Raw genomic sequence first — 17,840 nt, 5'->3', positions numbered from 1 at the left:
CTGCGGAAAAGGTCGGTGGCTCGACCTACGATCGACCCATGAGCCGAATCCGACCGGGAATCGCGGCGGCGACCGCTGCGTTCGCACTCATCCTCACCGGATGTGGAGCACCGGGTCTCGCGCCGGGGCCGACCGAGCAGACGCCCGGTGCGCTGGGCGCGGCACCGACCCCGGACACGACGCGGTCGCCCGAAACACAGACCGCCCGACCCGCCACCGCCGCCGTCCCCGACTGGGCCGAGGTGGCCGCACGCGTTGCCCCCGGCGTGGTCGCGGTGAACGTGCAGGCCGGCAGCGCCGCAGGCCAGGGATCCGGCGTCGTCATCGATGACCAGGGCCACATCGTCACCAACCACCACGTCGTCGCTGCCGGAGGACGGGGCGGCGAGGTGACCGTGACGTTGGCCGACAACCGCGTCTATCCGGCGCGTGTCGTCGGCACCGACCCGGCGAGCGATCTCGCGGTGCTGATCGCCGAGGGCGCGGATCTCACTCCGGTCCCCATTGGGGACGACGACGAACTCCGGGTGGGGGACCCCGTGCTTGCCGTCGGAAATCCGCTCGGCCTGGCCGGGACCGTCACCTCCGGCATGGTGAGCGCGATGGACCGCCCGGTCACCACGACTCAGGGCGGCGGTGCCGGTGGCGGTGAGCCCGTGGTCACGAACGCGATCCAGACCGATGCGGCGATCAACCCCGGCAACTCGGGCGGTGCGCTGGTCAACAGTGCGGGTGAGCTGGTCGGCATCAACTCGTCGATCGCGACCATGGGGCAGCAGTCCGGCAACATCGGCATCGGTTTCGCGATCACCGCCACGCAGGTGCGCAACATCACCGACCAACTCATCGAGAACGGCGAGGCCCGACACTCCTTCCTCGGGGTCGCCGTCACCGACCTCGTTGCCCAGGTGGACGGCGACCGGGTGCGTGCCGCCGGCGTCGCGCGGGTCGACGAGGGTACGCCCGCGGCCCGGGCGGGACTCCAGCGGGGCGACGCGGTCACCGAGATCGACGGCGAGGACATCGACTCGGGGTTGGCGCTGACCGCCCAGGTCCGGGAGCGGCGTCCGGGCACCGAGGTGACTCTCGGTGTCGCCCGCGACGGCTCGCTCACCGAGGTGCGGGTCACCCTGGGCACGCGGCCCTGATCCGTCATGGAGTCGCTGGTTGTTCTGATCGGGGGGCTGTACGTCGTGTACGGCCTCTTCTCGCAACGACTCCAACGGTCGTGGGTGACCGGCCCGATCATTTTCACCACGGCCGGGCTGCTGGCGGGCTCGGTCGGGCTGGGGCTCTTCACCGCCCCGATCGAGAGCGGCGTGATCGGACACATCGCCGAGGTGACCCTGGCCATGGTGCTTTTCGGTGATGCTGCGCGCACCGACCTCACCAGCCTCCGCCACCCCCAGTTGGCGGTCCGGTCGCTCGCGCTGGGCCTGCCGCTGGTCATGGCCCTGGGAACGCTGGTCGCGTGGTTCATCCTCGGTGACGCCACCTGGCTGATCGCCGGACTGATCGCCGTCATCGTCGCCCCGACCGACGCCGCCCTCGGCAAGGCCGTGATCGACAACGAAAGCGTGCCCGGCCCGACGCGCGAGACCCTCAACGTCGAGAGCGGTCTCAACGACGGCCTGGCTGCGCCAATCTTCGCGGTGATGCTGGCGGCCGCGCTGGGTGACGATCCGCCCTCGCTCGCCGGACAACTGGCGATCGACGTCGGGCTCGGCCTGGTCATCGGTGTCACCGTCGGCGCCATCACCTTGTGGGGCATCCGTTGGGCGGACCGGCACGACTGGACGACCGGGGAGTGGGAACGCATCGTCGCCCTGGCGACCGCGCTGCTGTGCTGGGCCGGCGCCGAAGCCGTGGGCAGCAACGGGTTCATTGCCGCGTTCACGGCCGGCCTGGTGTGGGCGCGGCTGTCGAAGCGGTACGCCCGCGACCTCACCGATTTCCTCGAGGCCGAGGGGCAACTCGTGTCGTTGTGGGTCTGGTTCACCTTCGGCGCGCTGCTCGTGGGCCCGCTGCTGAGCGAGCTGACCTGGCGGGTCGTCATGTTCGCGGTGATCTCCCTCCTGGTCGTGCGCCCGCTGGCCTTCGTGGTCGCGAGCGCCTTCATGAAGGTGAGGTGGCCGACGGTCGCCTTCATTGGATGGTTCGGACCGCGGGGCCTCGCCTCGATCGTGTTCGGCATCGAAGCCATCGAGGCGTTGAACGGCCCGGACCGCACGATCGTCGCGTCGACCGTGACGCTGACCGTGCTGCTGAGCGTGTTCCTCCACGGCGTCACCGCGAAACCTCTTGCTGACCTCTACAGCCGCGCGTCGCCCACCGACGAGCAGGCCTCGGCACACCAGGATTAGGACGCCCGCGCGGAGACGGATAAAGTACGTCCTCGGTCCCCGTGTGGACCTGGCCGGACCCGACGATCGGGCCCGGTCGGCATATCGCCCTCCTGCCATGGGACAGACCCATGGCCGCTGAGACCAGAGGAGGTGGAGTACGCGACATGCGCAAGTACGAGATCATGGTCATCGTCACCCCCGAGATGGATGAGCGTCAGGTGACTCCCATGCTGGAGCGCTATCTGAAGATCATCACCGACGGTGGCGGCACCGTTGACGAGTTCGATTTCTGGGGCAAGCGTCGCCTGGCCTATGAGATCCAGAAGAAGCCCGAAGGCATCTACGCCGTCATCAACGTCACCGCGAAGCCCGACGATGTGAAGGAACTGGATCGTCAGTTCGGCATCAACGAGCAGATCATGCGGACCAAGGTCCTGCGTCCCGAGCTGCACGTCTGACGCACGATCCTCAAAGATCCACGCCCGGAAGCTTTTATGTCGGAGGCGGCTGACAGGCTTGTCCCAAGCTGAATCCGACGAAGACGTCAACGCGAACAACGGAGCACCCCATGGCTGGCGAAACCATCATCACCCTGGTCGGCAACCTGACCGGCGACCCCGAGCTGCGCTTCACCCCGTCGGGTGCAGCGGTGGCGAACTTCACCGTGGCGTCCACGCCGCGCAACTTCGATCGTCAGACCAACGAATGGCGCGACGGCGAAGCGATGTTCATCAACTGCTCGGTGTGGCGGCAGGCCGCTGAGAACGTGGCCGAGTCGCTGCAAAAGGGCATGCGGGTCGTCGTCCAGGGGCGCCTCAAGTCCCGGTCCTATGACACTCGCGAGGGCGAGCGCCGCACGGTCTTCGAGATCGATGTCGACGAGGTCGGCCCCTCGCTGAAATATGCGACCGCCAAGGTCACCAAGACCAGCGGTGGCGGCAGCCAGGGCTCCGGTGGGGGCTATGGCGGTGGCCAGCAGCAGGGCGGCGGCTATAGCGGCGGCCAGCAGCAGGGCGGCGGCTATGGCGGCGGCGGTGGCAACCGCGGTGGCCAGCAGCAGTCCGACCCGTGGCAGTCCTCCGGTGGCGGCGGTGGCAACCGCTCCCAGGGCGCGGATCCGTGGGCCCAGCCTCAGACCGACGAACCGCCGTTCTGAGCAGCCCGACAACACTCATTCACTAGGCACATTCCGGCGCAATCGCCGGGCACCTGCGGGGCGCCGCCCCGAGATCAAGGAACAGGAGCACCACAATGGCCGCACCATCGCGCAAGCCGATGAAGCCGAAGAAGGCCGTCCCGGTCAAGTCCACGCGAATCGACAAGGTCGATTACAAGGACATCAACACCCTGCGCAAGTTCATCTCCGAGCGTGGCAAGATCCGCGCTCGTCGCGTCACCGGCCTGTCCGTCCAGGACCAGCGTCGTGTCGCGACCGCGATCAAGAACGCGCGCGAAGTCGCCCTGCTGCCCTACGCCTCCACGGCTCGCTGAGAAAGGACACCGGCATGAAGCTCATTCTCACCGCCGCTGTGGACAACCTCGGCATCGCCGGGGACGTCGTCGAGGTCAAGGACGGCTATGGCCGCAACTATCTCCTGCCCCGCGGTTTCGCCATCCGGTGGACCCGTGGCGCGGAGAAGCAGATCGACGGCATCAAGCGGGCGCGCGACGCCCGTGAGGTGCGCAACCTCGACCACGCCAACGAGCTGCGCGATCAGCTCGAGGGTCTCCAGGTCCAGGTCGCCGTCAACGCCTCCGAGACCGGCAAGCTGTTCGGCGCCGTGACCTCCGCCTCGATCGCCAACGCGATCAAGAAGGCCGGTGGCCCGTCCGTCGACAAGCGTTCGGTCTCCGTGACCAAGCCGATCAAGGCGCTCGGCACCCACACTGTGGGCGTCAAGCTCCATGAGGCCGTCACCGCGCACCTTCCGCTGGAGGTCGTGGCAGAAGCCAAGTGATCGCCTGATCCAGCAACCACGGCGCCGCTCGGTCCCAACAGGGGACCGGGCGGCGCTGTCGTTCTCCGGCGGCCGCCCGCGACGAGATCTCCGCAGGCTTTATTGAGCAAGCGCTCAACAAACGCGCTATATTGAGCACATGCTCAACAATAGGGTGCGGTCATGACAACAACGAGACGGCAGACCAAGGACGCCCGTCGCGCCAGCCTTCTGCAGGCGGCGCTCGCGGAGTTCAACGAACGGGGATTCCACGGCGCATCCACCCGTTCGATCACCTCGGCAGCCGGCATCAGCTCGGGGCTGCTCTTCCACTACTTCGCCTCCAAGGAGGCCCTCTATGAGGAACTCATCGCCCTCGGATTCGCCGAGTTCGAGGCCGACGCGGACGCTGCGGTCGCCGATCCGCTCGGGTTCCTGCGCGGGGTGGCCGAGGGCGTGCTCGGCCTCCTGCGGCTGACCCCCGAAGCCTCGGCGATGTTCACCTTCATGGCACGCGCCGAGCGCCATCCGGGCATCAGCGCCCGCGCGGACGAACTGCTCACCCGGCACGACCTGCTGCCCGTGCTGGTGTCCTGCCTGGCAGCGGGACAGCAGGCGGACCTGATCCGTCCCGGGAATCCGCATGCACTGGCGCTCGCCTTCTGGAGTGCGCTGCAGGGGCTCGCGGAAGCCCTCGGCGCGCACCCCGACGCGCCCCTGCCCGAAGCCGACTGGCTGCTCGCGATCGTCGTCAATCCCGCGACCGAGCCCGACCGCGAACCAGGAGCATGAGATGAGAATCCGTCGCCGCAATCTCGCGATCTTCACCACCGTCACCCTGAGCAGCGGCTGGCTGGGCGTCATCCTCAACCGCGCCATGGGGGTCCCGCACGACCTCGACAGCCCCGGCGCGGGACTGTGGCTCGCCCTGCCCCTGGCCACCACGATCGCGCTGCGGTTCGCCGGCACGGGCTGGCGGCGATCCGGGTTCTCGCCCCGGCTGCCGGCAGCCGCGCGGTGGTACGTCGCCGGCGCCCTCGCTTTCCCCGTCGTCACCGCCGGTGCCATCGCGCTCGGGCGCCTCAGCGGCTGGACCGACACCGGCGCGCTGGACGTGCCCAGGCTCGCCGCTGCCTTCGCCCCGGCGCTGGCGATCAACCTGATCAAGAACGTCTTCGAGGAATCCGTCTGGCGCGGCTATCTGACCGAGGAACTCATCGAGGACGGGCGCAGCGACCTGGGCCTCTATCTGGCCGTCGGTGCGGTGTGGGCCCTGTGGCATCTGCCGTACTATCTGTTCTTCCTCGATGAGCAGACGATGCGAACCGTCATCGATCTGCCGCGCCTGCCCGGAGCGCTGGTCCTCAGCGTGACGATGCTCGGCTGGTCGGTGCTGTTCACCGAGCTCTATCGCCTCAGCGGCTCGATCTGGCCGTGCGTGCTGATGCACGCCGTCGAGGACGCCCTCGTCAATCCGCTCGTCCTGGACGGGCATCTCGCCTTCACCCCCGCGGGGTCGGTCCTGGTCTCGCCGATCAACGGCGTGCTCACGACCGTCGGCTATGTCGGCCTCGGCCTTGCCCTGCGAGCCCTGCGCAGACGAGGATGGGGGCACGGCCGGACCCGGGCCGGGCGCGGAACCCGTCAGCCCGCGAGGCCCTTGCGATAGTCGTCGCGCTCCATGAGGCGTGAGACGATATAACCGATCACGATCCCCCAGAACGCCGCCCCGATGTTGAAGATCGTCAGGCCCGAAATCGTGACGACGAAAGTGATCAGCGCGCTGAGGGTGAACGCTCCGCGGAACGACGTCACGAACGCCTGCTGCAGCGCGCGGAGCATGGCGATGCCGCCGAGCGAGAGGATGTACGCCGGCGGTGCGGCGAGCATCAGCGTCGTGAAACCGGGGGCGAAGAGCGCGAACAGAATCGACAAGATGCCGAAAGCGATCGCGGCGGTGTACTGCCGCCGCTTCTCGCCCGAGGCCGTCAGCAGCGCGTTGGTCGGGCCCGTGAGGCAGGTGGCAACGGCACCGAATGCCGCGGCAACGCCGGACGACACGCCACAGGCGACGGCGGTGACGTTCACCGGTGGCTTGTGGCCGGCCGCTTGCAGCACGGCCACGCCCTGCCCGTTCTGGACGACCAGCACCGTGATCGCCAGTGGCACGACAAGCTCCAGCATCGCCCCGACGGACCAGACCGGGGCCGTCCACACAGGAGCGGCGAACCAGGTCGGCACGCCACCCTCCAGCTGGAACTGTCCGCTCAACGCCACCGCGATCGCGCCCACGACAAGTGCACCGAGCACCGGTGGCAGGAACTTCCCCAAACGCGGGATGGCCGTGAGCAGCACGAAGGTGATGACCATCGGGGCCGCCACGACGGCGTTCTCCTCAACCGAGGTGATCAGGTCGGTACCGAACCTCAGAAAGACGCCGGCGACCATCGCCATGACGATCGGCATGGGGATGGCGGCCATCACCTTGCGGACCAGCCCGGTCACGCCGAGGACCAGGATCAGCAGGGCGGTGACGAAGAACGCGCCGATCACCTCCGGCCACGTCAGATGGCCCAGGGCCGGCCCGACGAGCACGACGCCGGGGATCGTGAACGCGAACCCCAGCGGCTGCCGATAAACGACCGACGCAATGATCGTCAGGATGCCGCCGCAGAGAAAGACGCCGAAGATCCACGACGCCAGCTCCGCAGAGCTCAATCCGCCTTGGGCGCCGACGCCCAGGATGATCGCGACCGGACCGGATGCGGCGAAGATCATGCCGATGAGTCCGTTGCTCGCATAGCCGATGCCGCTGTCGCGGACGATGTCGCGGGGCGACGCCGGCCGGACGCCGGGTCTCTCGAACAGTGGGGTCTTCTCGTCTTTCGCAACCGGTGGGGTCGTGGTCATGGAAGCTCCTTCTCGGGCTGAGAGCAAGCGGACTTCTATGTTTTCATCGTCGGCCAGGCGTACTAATCCATCAGACCTCAGCCCTGCCCAGCTGTCCCTGGGAAGGCCATACCCAGGAACAGCCCAAACAGCCTCCCGGTGTCCACCGTCACGACCGCAGTGGTGTGATGGAGGCAAGCTCGCGAAGGAGGGTCCATGTCCGAACGTCCAGTTGTCGTCGGTTGGGACGATAGCCCGGGAGCGGCGCCCGGGGTGCGGTGGGCCGCACGCACTGCGGCCCGGCTGGGCCGCGAGCTGCGGATCGTGCGCGTGGTCCGGACCGGACCCGATCCCCGCACCGATGCGTTCGCCGCTGCCCGCGAGCTGGTCGCGGAGGTGGCGCCGGGACTCACGATCGACACCAAGGTGATCAATGGTCATCCGATCGAGGCGCTGCGCGATGAGTCGGCGGAGGCGGAGATGGTTGTGGTGGGCACGCGGGGCCACTCGCGTCTCCATTCCACGCTTGTGGGTTCGGTCGGCGAGGGGCTCACCCAGCATGGGCTGGGCCCGATCGTCGTCGTGCGCGGTGACACCGAACGCGACGTCACGGCCCCAGTCGTGGTCGGCGTCGATGGCTCGAAGACCTCGTCGGCAGCGATCGGATTCGCGGCCCGGTTCGCGGAAGCCGTCGGCGCTTCCGTGTTGGGGGTGGCGGCTGCACCTGACCCACTGCGCTCGATCGCCCGCGAGATCGTGGTCAGCGACGAGCATTCCCTGAGCGTTCGGCAGGATGCCGAGCGGTTCCTGCACGAGGCGATGGCCGGCCTGCGGGCGGACCATCCCGATCTGGTGGTGGGCTCGACGGTGCTCGAACACGAGCCGGCGGACGCGCTGGTGCAGGCCGCGGACAACGCCCAGCTCATCGTGGTCGGCAGCCACGGCCGCGGTGGTTTCGCCGGCATGCTGCTGGGGTCGGTCAGCCGAACCGTCCTGCATCACGCCCCGTGCCCAGTCGCGGTGGTCCGACCCGACCGCTGAGCAGTGCAGTGCCATCCCGGAGTTCATCGCCGGCTTCGGCGTACTGACTGCCCGCACGACCTGACACGAAAGGACCGATTTATGGAACTCACTTATGACTCCACCAGCCGAATGGTGGCGACCCGGCGTTGGACCATCCACATCAACGAGGCCGGTCCCGCCGACGCACCTCCCGTGATCCTCCTGCACGGGTCGGGTCCGGGCGCGACCGGCTGGAGCAACTTCTCCAACAACATCCCGGTGCTCGCCGAGCACTATCGCGTGATCGCCGCCGACATGCCCGGCTGGGGCGAATCGGATCCGGTGAGTTGGTCCGAGCGCGACCATCCGGGCGCGGTCGCCGACCTGATGGACGCGCTCGAACTCGACAAGGCGTCGCTGATCGGCAACTCGATGGGCGGCGGCACCACGATCCGGTTCGGCTATGAGCACCCGGACCGCGTGCACAAGCTGATCACGATGGGTTCGTCTCACGGCGGGCCCGCCCTGTTCGGAGCCGGTGGGCTCACCGAGGGTCTGAAGATCCTCCAGAAGGGCTATCGCGAACCCACGTTCGACACGATGAAGCAGCTCGTCGACGTCATGACCTTCGACTCGGCGTTCGCCACCGACGAGCTGATCCAGGCCCGCGCCGACATGGTGGCCGCGCATCCGCAGCACAACGAGAACTTCCTGGCCGGGGTCGGCAAGCGCGCGATCGTCGAGCTCGACCACGCCAAGGTGCCCGGCATCACGGCGCCGACCCTGTTGTTCCACGGCCGTGACGACCGAGTGGTGCACTTCGAGAACAGCCTCCGGCTGGTTCAGCTCATCCCGGACGCCCGGCTGGTGCTCATCAACCGGTGCGGCCACTGGCTGCAGATCGAGCACGCGGACGAGTTCAACCGCCTCGTGCTCGAATTTCTCGCGAACGCCTGAGGGTCGCTCACGAAGTGAGCCGCAGAATCAACTTGCTGATGAACTGCTCACAGGCGACCAGCTGGTCGAGATCGATCCACTCGTTGGCCGCGTGGGCCTGGGCGATGTCGCCCGGCCCGCACACGATCGCCTCCATGCCGGCACCGGCGAACTGACCGGCCTCGGTGCCATAGGTGACCTTGTCGTCGGACGGGAGACCACCGAGCTCGCGGCCGAGGGAGATCGCCTCGGCGTCCCTCGGCGTGTCCAGACCGGGCACGGCCGCGAGCACCTCGAAGTCGACCGAGGCCGACTCGTCCTCGGCTTGCATCTGGGCTTCCAGGTCCCGTGCGTACGCCTCGTATTCCGCCATCGTCACGTGCGCGTTCACCGCTCCGATCGTGCGGAACTCCGAGTGCACGACGCACAGTTCGGGAACGGTGTTGGATGCGATGCCGCCCGACACCATGTTGCTGCCGGTCGTCGAATAGGGCAGCTCATAGGACTCGTCGAACGGTCCTTCGGCTTTCCACTCCTCGGCCCGGATGCGGACATAGCTGATGAACTTCGCCGCGTATTCGACCGCGTTCACTCCGGCTGAGGTGAGCGACGAGTGCGCCGCCTTGCCGTGAAAGGTGACGCGGGCGAGGTTGACCGACTTGTGGCCGGTGATCACCCGCATGCTCGACGGTTCGCCGATGATCGCGGCGCGCGGATTGAGCCCGAGGTTGGCGATGTCCTTGACGATCTGGTCGCCGCCGATGCATCCGATCTCCTCGTCATAGGACAGCGCGAGATGGATCGGCTCGGACAGCTCGGCGGCGAGCATGTCCGGCAGCAGCGCGACGGCCACGCCGATGAAACCCTTCATGTCGCAGGTGCCGCGCCCATAGAGGCGGCCGTCACGCACCTCGGGGGCGAACGGGTCCGAGTCCCACTTCTGCCCGTCGACCGGCACGACGTCGGTGTGCCCCGACAACACCACCCCACCGGAGGTGGAGCCATCGGCTGCCGGCACGGTGATCAACAGGTTCGCCTTTTCGGGATTGTCCGGACGCGGACAGATCTTCGGGTCCAGACCCAGCCGACGGGCTTCGTCCGCGATCAGGTGGATCACCGGCAGGTTCGACAGCCGGCTCGTCGAATCGATCGAGCAGAGGCGGACCACCCAGTCGAGGGAGCGCGGTTCAGTCGTGTGCGAGGTCATGGGTTCTGTTCTACCTCATCGCTCGGGACGGTCCGGGCGTCCCTGCGCCCCGACCTTCGATGGCGCAGCACAACGATCGTTTCGCTGCGCAGCACGAAATGTGACCCTGCGAATCCTGCCCCCTAGAATCGAACACGAGTCGGCGGCCCAGGGCCCGGAACGTCCGGATCGCGGTGAGGCGCCGAATGTGAATGGGAGCCAGCACCAAATGGACAGCACTCTTGCGTGGATCATCGTCCCCTTGATCGTCGGTTTCGGGTGGGTCTTCTTCACCCCGATCATCATGAACCTGACCGAGGATCGCTGACGCGCGACCGCACAGCCAATCCTCACGGCCGACCCTTTGCGGGTCGGCCTTTTTGTTTGTGCGTGACACTTTGCGGGCTTCCGGCTTGAATAGGGGCCAGTCGACAAGGGGGTCGAGCCGTGGGTCACCACATCGCTGTCGTGGGTGCCGGTCCGAGTGGCATCTATGCAGTCCAGGCGCTGTTGAGCTCGGAGAGCGTCGCTCGGGTGGACGTGCTGGAGTCGCTGCCGGCCCCGTACGGTCTGCTGCGTTACGGCGTCGCGCCGGATCACCCCAAGACCAAGACCATTTCCCGGGCGCTGGCGCGGGCGTTCGACGACCCGCGCGTTCGTTTCTTCGGCAACGTTCACGTCGGCCAGGACGTGACCCGCGCGGATCTGCTGGCGCACTACGACGCGATCGTGTACGCAACCGGCGCTCGCTATGACCGCGATCTGGGTATTCCCGGCGAGGAGCTTGCCGGGAGTCTGGGGGCGGCGCACTTCGTGGCGTGGTACACGGGGCATCCCGACGTCCTCAAACCTGCGGAGCTGGATGGCACGGCGACCCTCGTGGTGGTCGGCGCGGGGAATGTTGCCCTCGATGTCTCCCGCATCTCCCTCCAACCCATCAAGCTGCTCGAGGGGACCGACATGCCCCGCGACGTGGTGGAGGAATTCGGCGACGGCGAGGTGGGCGAGGTCCATCTGCTGTGCCGACGGGGGCCGGAGAACGTCAAGTTCACCCGGGTCGAGTTGGCGGAACTGCTGGAACTGCCCGACACCAGGATCGTCATCCATGCGACCGACGACGACCTGGCCGCCGACCCCGACCACCCCCGCGAAGTGGCGACCAACCTCCGTCTGTTCCGGGAGGCGAAGGCCCGCTGGGACAACGTGACGGCCGGAGCCACCGGCGCGCGCAAGACCATGCACTTCCACTTCTGGACGGTCGCGACCCACATCCAGGGCACCGATCAGGTGACAGGGGTCGACACCCGGACCAGTCCACCGGGTCGTGAACCCACCGAGGGACACATCGAGGCCCAAGGGGTGATCCGGGCCATCGGCTATCGGGGCGAGCCCATTCCCGGTCTGCCCTTCGATCCCAACGCGTGTCTCATCCCCAACGACGCCGGCGCGGTGTCCGGCACCGACGGGCGCGAATATGTGACCGGGTGGATCAAGCGGGGTCCGACCGGTGTGATCGGGACCAACAAGGGGGATGCCGCGGAGACCGTGGCGACGCTGTTGGCGACCCTGGCGGACCCGGCCAAGCACGCCGCGCCCGGTGGCCCCAGCACCCGCCCCGACATCTCCGATGCCCTCGCCCGCGCCGAGATGCAACCCGTGGACTGGACCCAGTGGCGCCGCATCCAGGAAGCCGAGGATGCGCTGGGTGCCGAACACGGTGCGGCAACCATCAAGCTGGCCGAGCGCGAGGAGATGCTCCGGGCGGCCTTCGGCGCGGAATAGGTCGCAACCTCCACGCCGATCAGAACGCCGGGTCAGAACGCCGGATCAGACCGTGCCCAGCCGCATCCAGCTTGTTCCCCTCGCCCGCAGCCACAGCGCGATCCCGCGTCCCAACATCGAGATGCCATAGACCGCCCACAGCCACACGAGCGACTTTCCGGTGAGGTCGACCCAGATGGCAAAGGGCAAGTACGCCAGCGTCACGATCGTGCCGGCCACCGCGAGATAGCGGGCGTCCCCGGCGCCGATGAGCACCCCGTCGAGCACGAACACCAGCCCGTTCAGCGGCAGGAGCACAGCGACCACGATCAGCACCGTCGCGACGAGGTCGCGGACCGCCGGATCCGGGGTGAACACCCACGGGATCCACACGCGTGCGACCAGGAAGATCGCGCACAGGATCGCCCCGAACCACACTCCCCAGCGAACCATCATCCCGACGAGTTCCCGCACGGTCCGCGCGTCCCCGGCGCCCAGATAGCGGCCGACGATCGCCTGAGCGGCGATGGCGATCGCATCCAGGGCGAAGGCCAGGAAGAGCCATAGCGAGTTCACCACCTGATGTGCCGCCAGCCCCGTGGGGCCCAAGTGCGTCGCCACTACGGTCGTGGCGGTGATCGAGGCCTGCAGCGCTGCAGTCCGGAGGATCAACCAGACGCCGGACCGGGCAGCGGCGAGGATGCCGCCGGGCGAGAAGCGTACGGCCGCGCCTTCCCGCCGCGCGCCGCGCGCCACCACGGTCACCAGGATCCCGGCCGCACCCGCCTGGGCGACCACCGTGCCGAGCGCGGCGCCGGCGATGCCCAACCCGACGCCATAGACCAGCAGAAAGTTGAGCGCGATATTCGCGAGATTGAGCGCGATCGCCACCTTGAGGGGGGTCTTGGTGTCCTGCAGTCCGCGGAGTACGCCAGTCGATGCGAGCATCACCAACAGGAACGGGAAACCCAGTGACGCGATCCGCAGATACATCGCCGCCTGTGCTGCCACCTCCGGCGTCGGCCCATAGAGTCCGATCACCGGCCCGTGCAGCACCTGCAACAGCACGGTGATCCCGAGCCCGATCAACGCGCCGAGGATGATGCCGTCGATGCCACCGGTCAGCGCCCCGGGTCGATCCCCTGCACCGAGCCGCCGGGCCACGGTCGCGGTGGTGCCATAGGCGAGGAAGATGCACAGTCCGGCGAGGACCCCGATGATGTTCCCGGCGATGCCCAGGCCCGCCAATTGGGTGGTGCCCAGGTGCCCGATGATCGCCGAGTCCGCCATCAGCAGCAGCGGCTCTGACACCAGCGTCGCGAACGCCGGGATCGCCAGCGCCAACACCTCGCGGCGGTGGCTGGCGGGAGTCGGTGGCTGGCTCACGGGGCTCACCCTAGAGCGGCGAGCGCGCGGGAAGGCGACGCGCCTCAATCCTCCTTGGCGATCGCCTCCAGCTGACGCTCCCGCAGCCGCCACACCATGGGCGTGAGGATGAGTTGCATCGCCAACTCCATCTTTCCGCCCGGGCACACGATCGTGTTCGGGCGGGACATGAAGGAGTCGTGGAGCATCGACAACAGATAGGGGAAGTCGATGCCGTGCGGGTTGTTGAACCGGATGACAAGCATCGACTCGTCCGCAGTCGGGACGGTCCGGGCAATGAACGGGTTCGACGTGTCCACCACCGGCACGCGCTGGAAGTTCACATGGGTCTTGGAAAACTGCGGACACATGTAGTGCACGTAGTCGTTCATCCGCCGCAGGATCGTCTCGGTGACGGCTTCGGTCGTGTAGCCCCGCGCCGACCGGTCCCGATGCAGCTTCTGGATCCACTCCAGGTTGATGACCGGCACCACCCCGATGATCAGGTCGGCGTGCCGGGCGAGATCGACACCGTCGGTGACGACCGCGCCGTGCAGGCCCTCATAGAAGAGCAGATCGGTGCCGTCGGGGATGTCCTCCCAGGGCGTGAAGGTGCCGGGCGGCTGGTTGTAGGGCTCGGCCTCGATCTCGTCGTGGAGATATTTGCGGGTCCGCCCGGTGCCCGTCTGCCCATAGCTGTCGAACAGAGCGTCGAGTTCCGGAAAGAGGTTCGCCTCCGGTCCGAAGTGGCTGAGCATCGTGTGCTCGTCGTGCGCGCGGGCCATCTCGGCCTTCATCTCGGCCCTGTCCCACCGGTGGAACGAGTCGCCCTCGACCTGGTGCGCCTTCAGCCCCTCGCGGTGGAAGATCTGCTGGAACGTGCGGCTGACCGTGGTCGTGCCGGCTCCGGACGAACCGGTGGCGACGATGATCGGATGGCGCTGGGACATGGGCGTACTCCTGGGGCAAGGGCTTCGAGACGCGCTGCGCGCTCCTCAGCCGTCGGGGTGTGAAGGAGCCGTGTGCTCCTCAGTCATCGGGATGCGAATCGGGTCAGGCCGAGCGGAAGAGACCGCGGGACCCATACAGGGGGATGTCACGGCCGGAACACTCGTCGTTGCCGGAGCAGGGGTCGTCGCGGTGATATTCCTCGATCCGCTCCACCTCGGCCGCATCACCGAAGATCAACCCCACCCGCTGGTGGATGTCTGTCGGCTCGACGTCGAGGATGCGGCACCGTCCGGTGGACGCGCGCCCGCCCGCCTGCTCGATCAGCCACGCCAGCGGGTTGGCCTCATAGAGGAGCCGCAGGCGCCCGCCCTGGGCGGCGTTCTTGCGGTCCTGGGGATAGAGGTACACCCCACCACGCATCAGGATCCGATGCGCCTCGCCGACGCAGGCGGCGATCCAGCGCATGTTGAAGTTGGCCTTGCGCGGGCCGGTCGTGCCGGCGAGACATTCCTCGACATAGCGCCGCACGCCCGGTTCCCAGTGCCGGCTGTTCGACGCGTTGATCGCGAACTCGTTCGGCGACGCCGGGATGCGAATGTCGGGATGGGTGAGGATGAACTCCCCGAGGGTGGGATCGAGGGTGAACCCGTGCACTCCGGTGCCCACCGAGAGGACGAAAATGGTCGCCGGCCCATAGACCGCATAGCCGGCCGCGATCTGACGCGAACCGGGCTGGAGGAAGTCCTCGGCGGTCGCATGCTCGCCGGGCCGGGGCGCGCGAAGCACTGAGAACACGGTGCCGACGGTCAGGTTGACGTCGATGTTGCCGGACCCGTCGAGGGGGTCGAAGCAGAGCAGATATTTCCCCCGTTGGTAGCTCTCCGGAATCCGATAGGGCTCCGCGAGTTCCTCCGACACGATGCCGGCCGTCTGGCCGCCCCACTCGGTCGAGCGCAACAGGATGTCGTTGGCGTCCGCATCGAGGCGGTGCTGGGGCTCGCCCTGGATGTTGGTCGCGCCATAGCTCGCGCCACCGATGAATTGGTTCTGCGCCACCCGGACGGCGATCCGCTTGACCGCGAGGGCCACCTCGAGGATGAGGCTGTTGAGATCGCCGACAGCCTCAGGGTGGTGACGGCGCGTCTCGATGAGGAACTGCGACAGCGTGGACTTCTCGGGCAACATCGGCCTGCCTCCGTGGGGGATGGACGTGGCGGGGGTTTCAAGGAAAACCGAGGCTCGCGTACTCCCACATCCCCCAGCCGGGTGAATTCCCGGACATGCCCACTCACCCTGACCAGGGGTGATTAGGGTGAGCTCATGACGCCGATTCGGGCCGTCCTGGTCGACGACCACGAAATGGTGCTGTATGGCCTGCAGGCGATGCTGACCCACTTCCCCCAGGACGTGAGCGTGGTCGCGACGGCCACGTCGACCACCGACGCGAAGACGGTCGTGGCCGATCACGAGCCCGACCTGGTGCTGTGTGACGTGCGGATCGGGCGCGGCAGTGGCATTGATCTCGTCGCCGACTGGCACCGGGAACGGCCTGAGCTGAAGGTCGTGCTGCTCACGGCCTATGAGGACGAGCACCACGTGTTCCAGGCGCTGCGGGCGGGTGCGGCGGGATACATCCTCAAGCGCATCGACGCCCACGAGCTCGTCCGCCACCTGCACCGGGTGATGGAGGGCGATGTCGTGATCGACCCGGCGCTGGCGGGACGGGTGGCCATGTCGGCGGCGCGGATCAACGCGGGCGAGGTCTGGCCCGGGGCGGATCGCGGGCTGACGCAACGGGAGTCCGAGGTGCTGACCCTCCTCGTCGACGGATTGTCGAACAAGGCCATCGCCCGCCAACTCGTGATCAGCGACGACACCGTGAAGACCCACATCCGTGGGCTCTATCGGAAACTCGAGGTGTCCGATCGGGGATCGGCGGTGGCCGTTGCGCTGCGCGAAGGTCTGTGTCGATGAGGGTTCGATGAACCAGGCGTTGGTGGGGTTGTTGACGGGCTCGGGTACGCCGGTCTGGTCGGTGGTTGCGCGCGAGTGGGCGCGCGCGTTGTCCGCCGCGGGCGCGATCCTCTTCCTGTTCGACGGCACCGAGTTGCGGGTCGGAGGTGCCTTCCCGGGTCGGGCTGTCGCGGAGAAGCGGCTGATCGTGCCGGCGGGCCAGGGGCTCGTCGGTCAGGTCGCGATCATCGGGCACGCGATCCACATGGCCGCGGACTCTCCGCGGTCGCCGGATCTGCGGTTGCTGCTGGGTCTTGGCGAGACTGGATCGGTCGCGCGGTTGTGCCTGCCGGCGCGGTCGCTGGACGGGCAGACGATGGCGGTCGTCGCGGTGCACCGCGCGGAACCGTTCTCGGGCGAGGACCTCGGGCGGTGGCAGCCGATCGCGGACCTCATGGGCCTGCGACTCGCGGCGGAGAACCTCCGGGATGCGGTCGATGCGCATCACGGTGAACGGGACCGGTTGATCGCCGCAGCGATCTCCGCCCAGGAGGCGGAGCGTCGGCGGATCGCTTTCGATCTGCATGACGGCGTGACCACGGCACTCGCGTCGATGTCGTTCCACCTGAACGCGGCCGAACTGTCCCTGGGGCAGGTCGCCGCGGGTGGCGAGGTGGGCCAGGTGGCCGCACAGATCGCGGCGGCGCGGTCGCTGCTCGACCTTGCGTACGCCCAAACCCGCGCCGCCATCACCGGTCTCCACTCCTTGGTGCTCGACGACCATGGCCTGGTGGCCGCGGTGGAGACGTTGGTGGAGACGGCGCCGGGACTGGAGATCGAGCTCGTCGCCGACGACGAGGAGGCCTTCGCCGATGTGTCGAACCATGCTGCGGCGGCGCTCTTCAGAATCGCGCAGGAGACGATCTCGAACGCCGTGCGGCATGCTCAAGCATCGCGGGTCGAGGTCTCGCTGCTCCGGAGCGAAGGCGCGGTGGTGCTGGCCACCCGCGACGACGGCGTCGGTTTCGATCCCCGTGCCGCCGGGGCGGAGACTTCGCGCGGTATCGCCTCCGCCGAGGTCGACGATGCCGACAGCGGGGAGGACCGGCGGTTCAACCCGGGCCAGGTCGACCATTTCGGGCTGTCCTCGATCGCCGAGCGGTGTGCCCTGATCGGCGCGTCGCTGCAGATCGATTCCAACCCCGGGCGGGGGACCTCGGTCACCGTCGAGCTCCCCATGCCACAGCAGTAGGGCCCGCGGTCGGTCTCGACCGGGAGCCCGGCCAGGAGCTGGACCGGCAGCCCGATCAAGAGGCTGATCACGCCACGCGGGTTCGGCAGCGCCCGGTTGGGCGCGGCCGCGCGGGAGTGGAGGCTGACCACGCGTACGCGAGTTGTTCGGCAGTCGACGTCGCTGCATGGCTTCGCCCCCGTGGTTGCCGTCGAGGTCGCTGCATGGGGCTTTGCCCTGTGGTTGCCGCTGACCTCGCTGCATGGCGCTTTGCCCCTGTGGTT

Annotated in this window: 18 protein-coding genes; 13 read left to right on the top strand and 5 right to left on the bottom strand. The window is 67.9% G+C overall.

Going from position 1 to position 17,840, the window contains the following annotated elements; genetic code table 11:
* The first annotated feature begins 38 nt into the window (after positions 1-38).
* The 8 genes from ACQ260_RS15000 (at position 39) to ACQ260_RS14965 (ending at position 5,951) form a co-directional block, all read left to right on the top strand.
* On the top strand, positions 39-1,148 hold the full coding sequence (locus ACQ260_RS15000; protein ID WP_432560265.1) for a S1C family serine protease: 1,110 nt from the start codon (positions 39-41) through the stop codon (positions 1,146-1,148).
* A gap of 6 nt (positions 1,149-1,154) precedes the next feature.
* Positions 1,155-2,363 carry a cation:proton antiporter gene (locus ACQ260_RS14995; protein WP_432560264.1) on the top strand — a complete coding sequence of 403 codons (1,209 nt, stop codon included), beginning with the start codon at positions 1,155-1,157 and terminating at the stop codon, positions 2,361-2,363.
* Between the two features lie 146 nt (positions 2,364-2,509).
* Positions 2,510-2,803: a 30S ribosomal protein S6 gene (gene rpsF, locus ACQ260_RS14990; protein ID WP_432560293.1), complete on the top strand. Its 294-nt coding sequence runs from the start codon at positions 2,510-2,512 to the stop codon at positions 2,801-2,803.
* Positions 2,804-2,913: 110 nt separating this feature from the next.
* Positions 2,914-3,501, top strand: a complete 588-nt coding sequence (locus ACQ260_RS14985; protein ID WP_432560263.1) for a single-stranded DNA-binding protein — start codon at positions 2,914-2,916, stop codon at positions 3,499-3,501.
* A gap of 95 nt (positions 3,502-3,596) precedes the next feature.
* Positions 3,597-3,836: a 30S ribosomal protein S18 gene (rpsR, locus tag ACQ260_RS14980; protein ID WP_432560262.1), complete on the top strand. Its 240-nt coding sequence runs from the start codon at positions 3,597-3,599 to the stop codon at positions 3,834-3,836.
* Positions 3,837-3,850: 14 nt separating this feature from the next.
* Positions 3,851-4,303 (top strand): 50S ribosomal protein L9, encoded by a 453-nt coding sequence (gene rplI, locus ACQ260_RS14975; protein WP_432560261.1) that lies wholly within the window; start codon positions 3,851-3,853, stop codon positions 4,301-4,303.
* A gap of 162 nt (positions 4,304-4,465) precedes the next feature.
* Positions 4,466-5,074 (top strand): TetR/AcrR family transcriptional regulator, encoded by a 609-nt coding sequence (locus ACQ260_RS14970; RefSeq protein ID WP_432560260.1) that lies wholly within the window; start codon positions 4,466-4,468, stop codon positions 5,072-5,074.
* Position 5,075: 1 nt separating this feature from the next.
* Complete coding sequence (locus ACQ260_RS14965; RefSeq protein ID WP_432560259.1) at positions 5,076-5,951, top strand: CPBP family glutamic-type intramembrane protease; 876 nt, start codon at positions 5,076-5,078, stop codon at positions 5,949-5,951.
* On the opposite strand, the gene ACQ260_RS14960 is transcribed toward ACQ260_RS14965, so the two are convergent.
* Positions 5,927-7,192: a benzoate/H(+) symporter BenE family transporter gene (locus tag ACQ260_RS14960; protein ID WP_432560258.1), complete on the bottom strand. Its 1,266-nt coding sequence runs from the start codon at positions 7,190-7,192 to the stop codon at positions 5,927-5,929. The two genes, ACQ260_RS14965 and ACQ260_RS14960, sit on opposite strands and share 25 nt — an antisense overlap.
* A gap of 195 nt (positions 7,193-7,387) precedes the next feature.
* Here ACQ260_RS14960 and ACQ260_RS14955 point away from each other — a divergent pair, with 195 nt between their 5' ends.
* Positions 7,388-8,212 (top strand): universal stress protein, encoded by an 825-nt coding sequence (locus ACQ260_RS14955; protein WP_432560257.1) that lies wholly within the window; start codon positions 7,388-7,390, stop codon positions 8,210-8,212.
* Positions 8,213-8,293: 81 nt separating this feature from the next.
* Entirely contained in the window at positions 8,294-9,130 is an 837-nt protein-coding gene (locus tag ACQ260_RS14950; protein WP_432560256.1) for an alpha/beta fold hydrolase, read from the top strand.
* 7 nt (positions 9,131-9,137) lie between these two features.
* On the opposite strand, the gene argE is transcribed toward ACQ260_RS14950, so the two are convergent.
* On the bottom strand, positions 9,138-10,316 hold the full coding sequence (gene argE, locus ACQ260_RS14945) for an acetylornithine deacetylase (RefSeq protein ID WP_432560255.1): 1,179 nt from the start codon (positions 10,314-10,316) through the stop codon (positions 9,138-9,140).
* A gap of 426 nt (positions 10,317-10,742) precedes the next feature.
* On the opposite strand from argE, the gene ACQ260_RS14940 reads away from it, so the two are divergent.
* Positions 10,743-12,077, top strand: a complete 1,335-nt coding sequence (locus ACQ260_RS14940; RefSeq protein WP_432560254.1) for an FAD-dependent oxidoreductase — start codon at positions 10,743-10,745, stop codon at positions 12,075-12,077.
* A 45-nt stretch (positions 12,078-12,122) separates the two neighbouring features.
* On the opposite strand, the gene ACQ260_RS14935 is transcribed toward ACQ260_RS14940, so the two are convergent.
* The 3 genes from ACQ260_RS14935 to ACQ260_RS14925 all read right to left on the bottom strand — a co-directional run bounded on the left by ACQ260_RS14935 (position 12,123) and on the right by ACQ260_RS14925 (position 15,557).
* Positions 12,123-13,442, bottom strand: coding sequence for an MATE family efflux transporter (locus ACQ260_RS14935; protein ID WP_432560253.1), 1,320 nt, complete (start codon positions 13,440-13,442; stop codon positions 12,123-12,125).
* 44 nt (positions 13,443-13,486) lie between these two features.
* Entirely contained in the window at positions 13,487-14,371 is an 885-nt protein-coding gene (locus tag ACQ260_RS14930; protein ID WP_432560252.1) for a phosphoribulokinase, read from the bottom strand.
* 103 nt (positions 14,372-14,474) lie between these two features.
* The gene (locus tag ACQ260_RS14925; RefSeq protein WP_432560251.1) at positions 14,475-15,557 is read right to left on the bottom strand and encodes a class 1 fructose-bisphosphatase; all 1,083 of its coding nucleotides are present in this window, start codon (positions 15,555-15,557) and stop codon (positions 14,475-14,477) included.
* Between the two features lie 135 nt (positions 15,558-15,692).
* Here ACQ260_RS14925 and ACQ260_RS14920 point away from each other — a divergent pair, with 135 nt between their 5' ends.
* Positions 15,693-16,346, top strand: coding sequence for a response regulator (locus ACQ260_RS14920; protein WP_432560250.1), 654 nt, complete (start codon positions 15,693-15,695; stop codon positions 16,344-16,346).
* 7 nt (positions 16,347-16,353) lie between these two features.
* Positions 16,354-17,577 (top strand): sensor histidine kinase, encoded by a 1,224-nt coding sequence (locus ACQ260_RS14915; RefSeq protein ID WP_432560249.1) that lies wholly within the window; start codon positions 16,354-16,356, stop codon positions 17,575-17,577.
* Positions 17,578-17,840 lie beyond the last annotated feature (263 nt).

The sequence above is a fragment of the Ammonicoccus luteus genome (assembly GCF_050880385.1).
Lineage (GTDB): Bacteria > Actinomycetota > Actinomycetes > Propionibacteriales > Propionibacteriaceae > Enemella.
The sequence above is the reverse complement of the archived record's forward strand: the minus strand, read 5'-3'. Positions and strand labels throughout refer to the sequence as shown.

Excerpts from the sequence above, each read along its gene's own strand:
- ACQ260_RS14925 (WP_432560251.1), bottom strand. The coding sequence starts at position 15,557 with ATGTTGCCCGAGAAGTCCACGCTGTCGCAGTTCCTCATCGAGACGCGC.
- rpsF (WP_432560293.1), top strand. The coding sequence starts at position 2,510 with ATGCGCAAGTACGAGATCATGGTCATCGTCACCCCCGAGATGGATGAG.
- ACQ260_RS14950 (WP_432560256.1), top strand. The coding sequence starts at position 8,294 with ATGGAACTCACTTATGACTCCACCAGCCGAATGGTGGCGACCCGGCGT.
- ACQ260_RS14915 (WP_432560249.1), top strand. The coding sequence starts at position 16,354 with ATGAACCAGGCGTTGGTGGGGTTGTTGACGGGCTCGGGTACGCCGGTC.
- argE (WP_432560255.1), bottom strand. The coding sequence starts at position 10,316 with ATGACCTCGCACACGACTGAACCGCGCTCCCTCGACTGGGTGGTCCGC.
- ACQ260_RS15000 (WP_432560265.1), top strand. The coding sequence starts at position 39 with ATGAGCCGAATCCGACCGGGAATCGCGGCGGCGACCGCTGCGTTCGCA.
- ACQ260_RS14930 (WP_432560252.1), bottom strand. The coding sequence starts at position 14,371 with ATGTCCCAGCGCCATCCGATCATCGTCGCCACCGGTTCGTCCGGAGCC.
- rplI (WP_432560261.1), top strand. The coding sequence starts at position 3,851 with ATGAAGCTCATTCTCACCGCCGCTGTGGACAACCTCGGCATCGCCGGG.
- ACQ260_RS14920 (WP_432560250.1), top strand. The coding sequence starts at position 15,693 with ATGACGCCGATTCGGGCCGTCCTGGTCGACGACCACGAAATGGTGCTG.
- ACQ260_RS14985 (WP_432560263.1), top strand. The coding sequence starts at position 2,914 with ATGGCTGGCGAAACCATCATCACCCTGGTCGGCAACCTGACCGGCGAC.
- ACQ260_RS14970 (WP_432560260.1), top strand. The coding sequence starts at position 4,466 with ATGACAACAACGAGACGGCAGACCAAGGACGCCCGTCGCGCCAGCCTT.
- ACQ260_RS14955 (WP_432560257.1), top strand. The coding sequence starts at position 7,388 with ATGTCCGAACGTCCAGTTGTCGTCGGTTGGGACGATAGCCCGGGAGCG.
- ACQ260_RS14965 (WP_432560259.1), top strand. The coding sequence starts at position 5,076 with ATGAGAATCCGTCGCCGCAATCTCGCGATCTTCACCACCGTCACCCTG.
- ACQ260_RS14995 (WP_432560264.1), top strand. The coding sequence starts at position 1,155 with ATGGAGTCGCTGGTTGTTCTGATCGGGGGGCTGTACGTCGTGTACGGC.
- ACQ260_RS14960 (WP_432560258.1), bottom strand. The coding sequence starts at position 7,192 with ATGACCACGACCCCACCGGTTGCGAAAGACGAGAAGACCCCACTGTTC.
- rpsR (WP_432560262.1), top strand. The coding sequence starts at position 3,597 with ATGGCCGCACCATCGCGCAAGCCGATGAAGCCGAAGAAGGCCGTCCCG.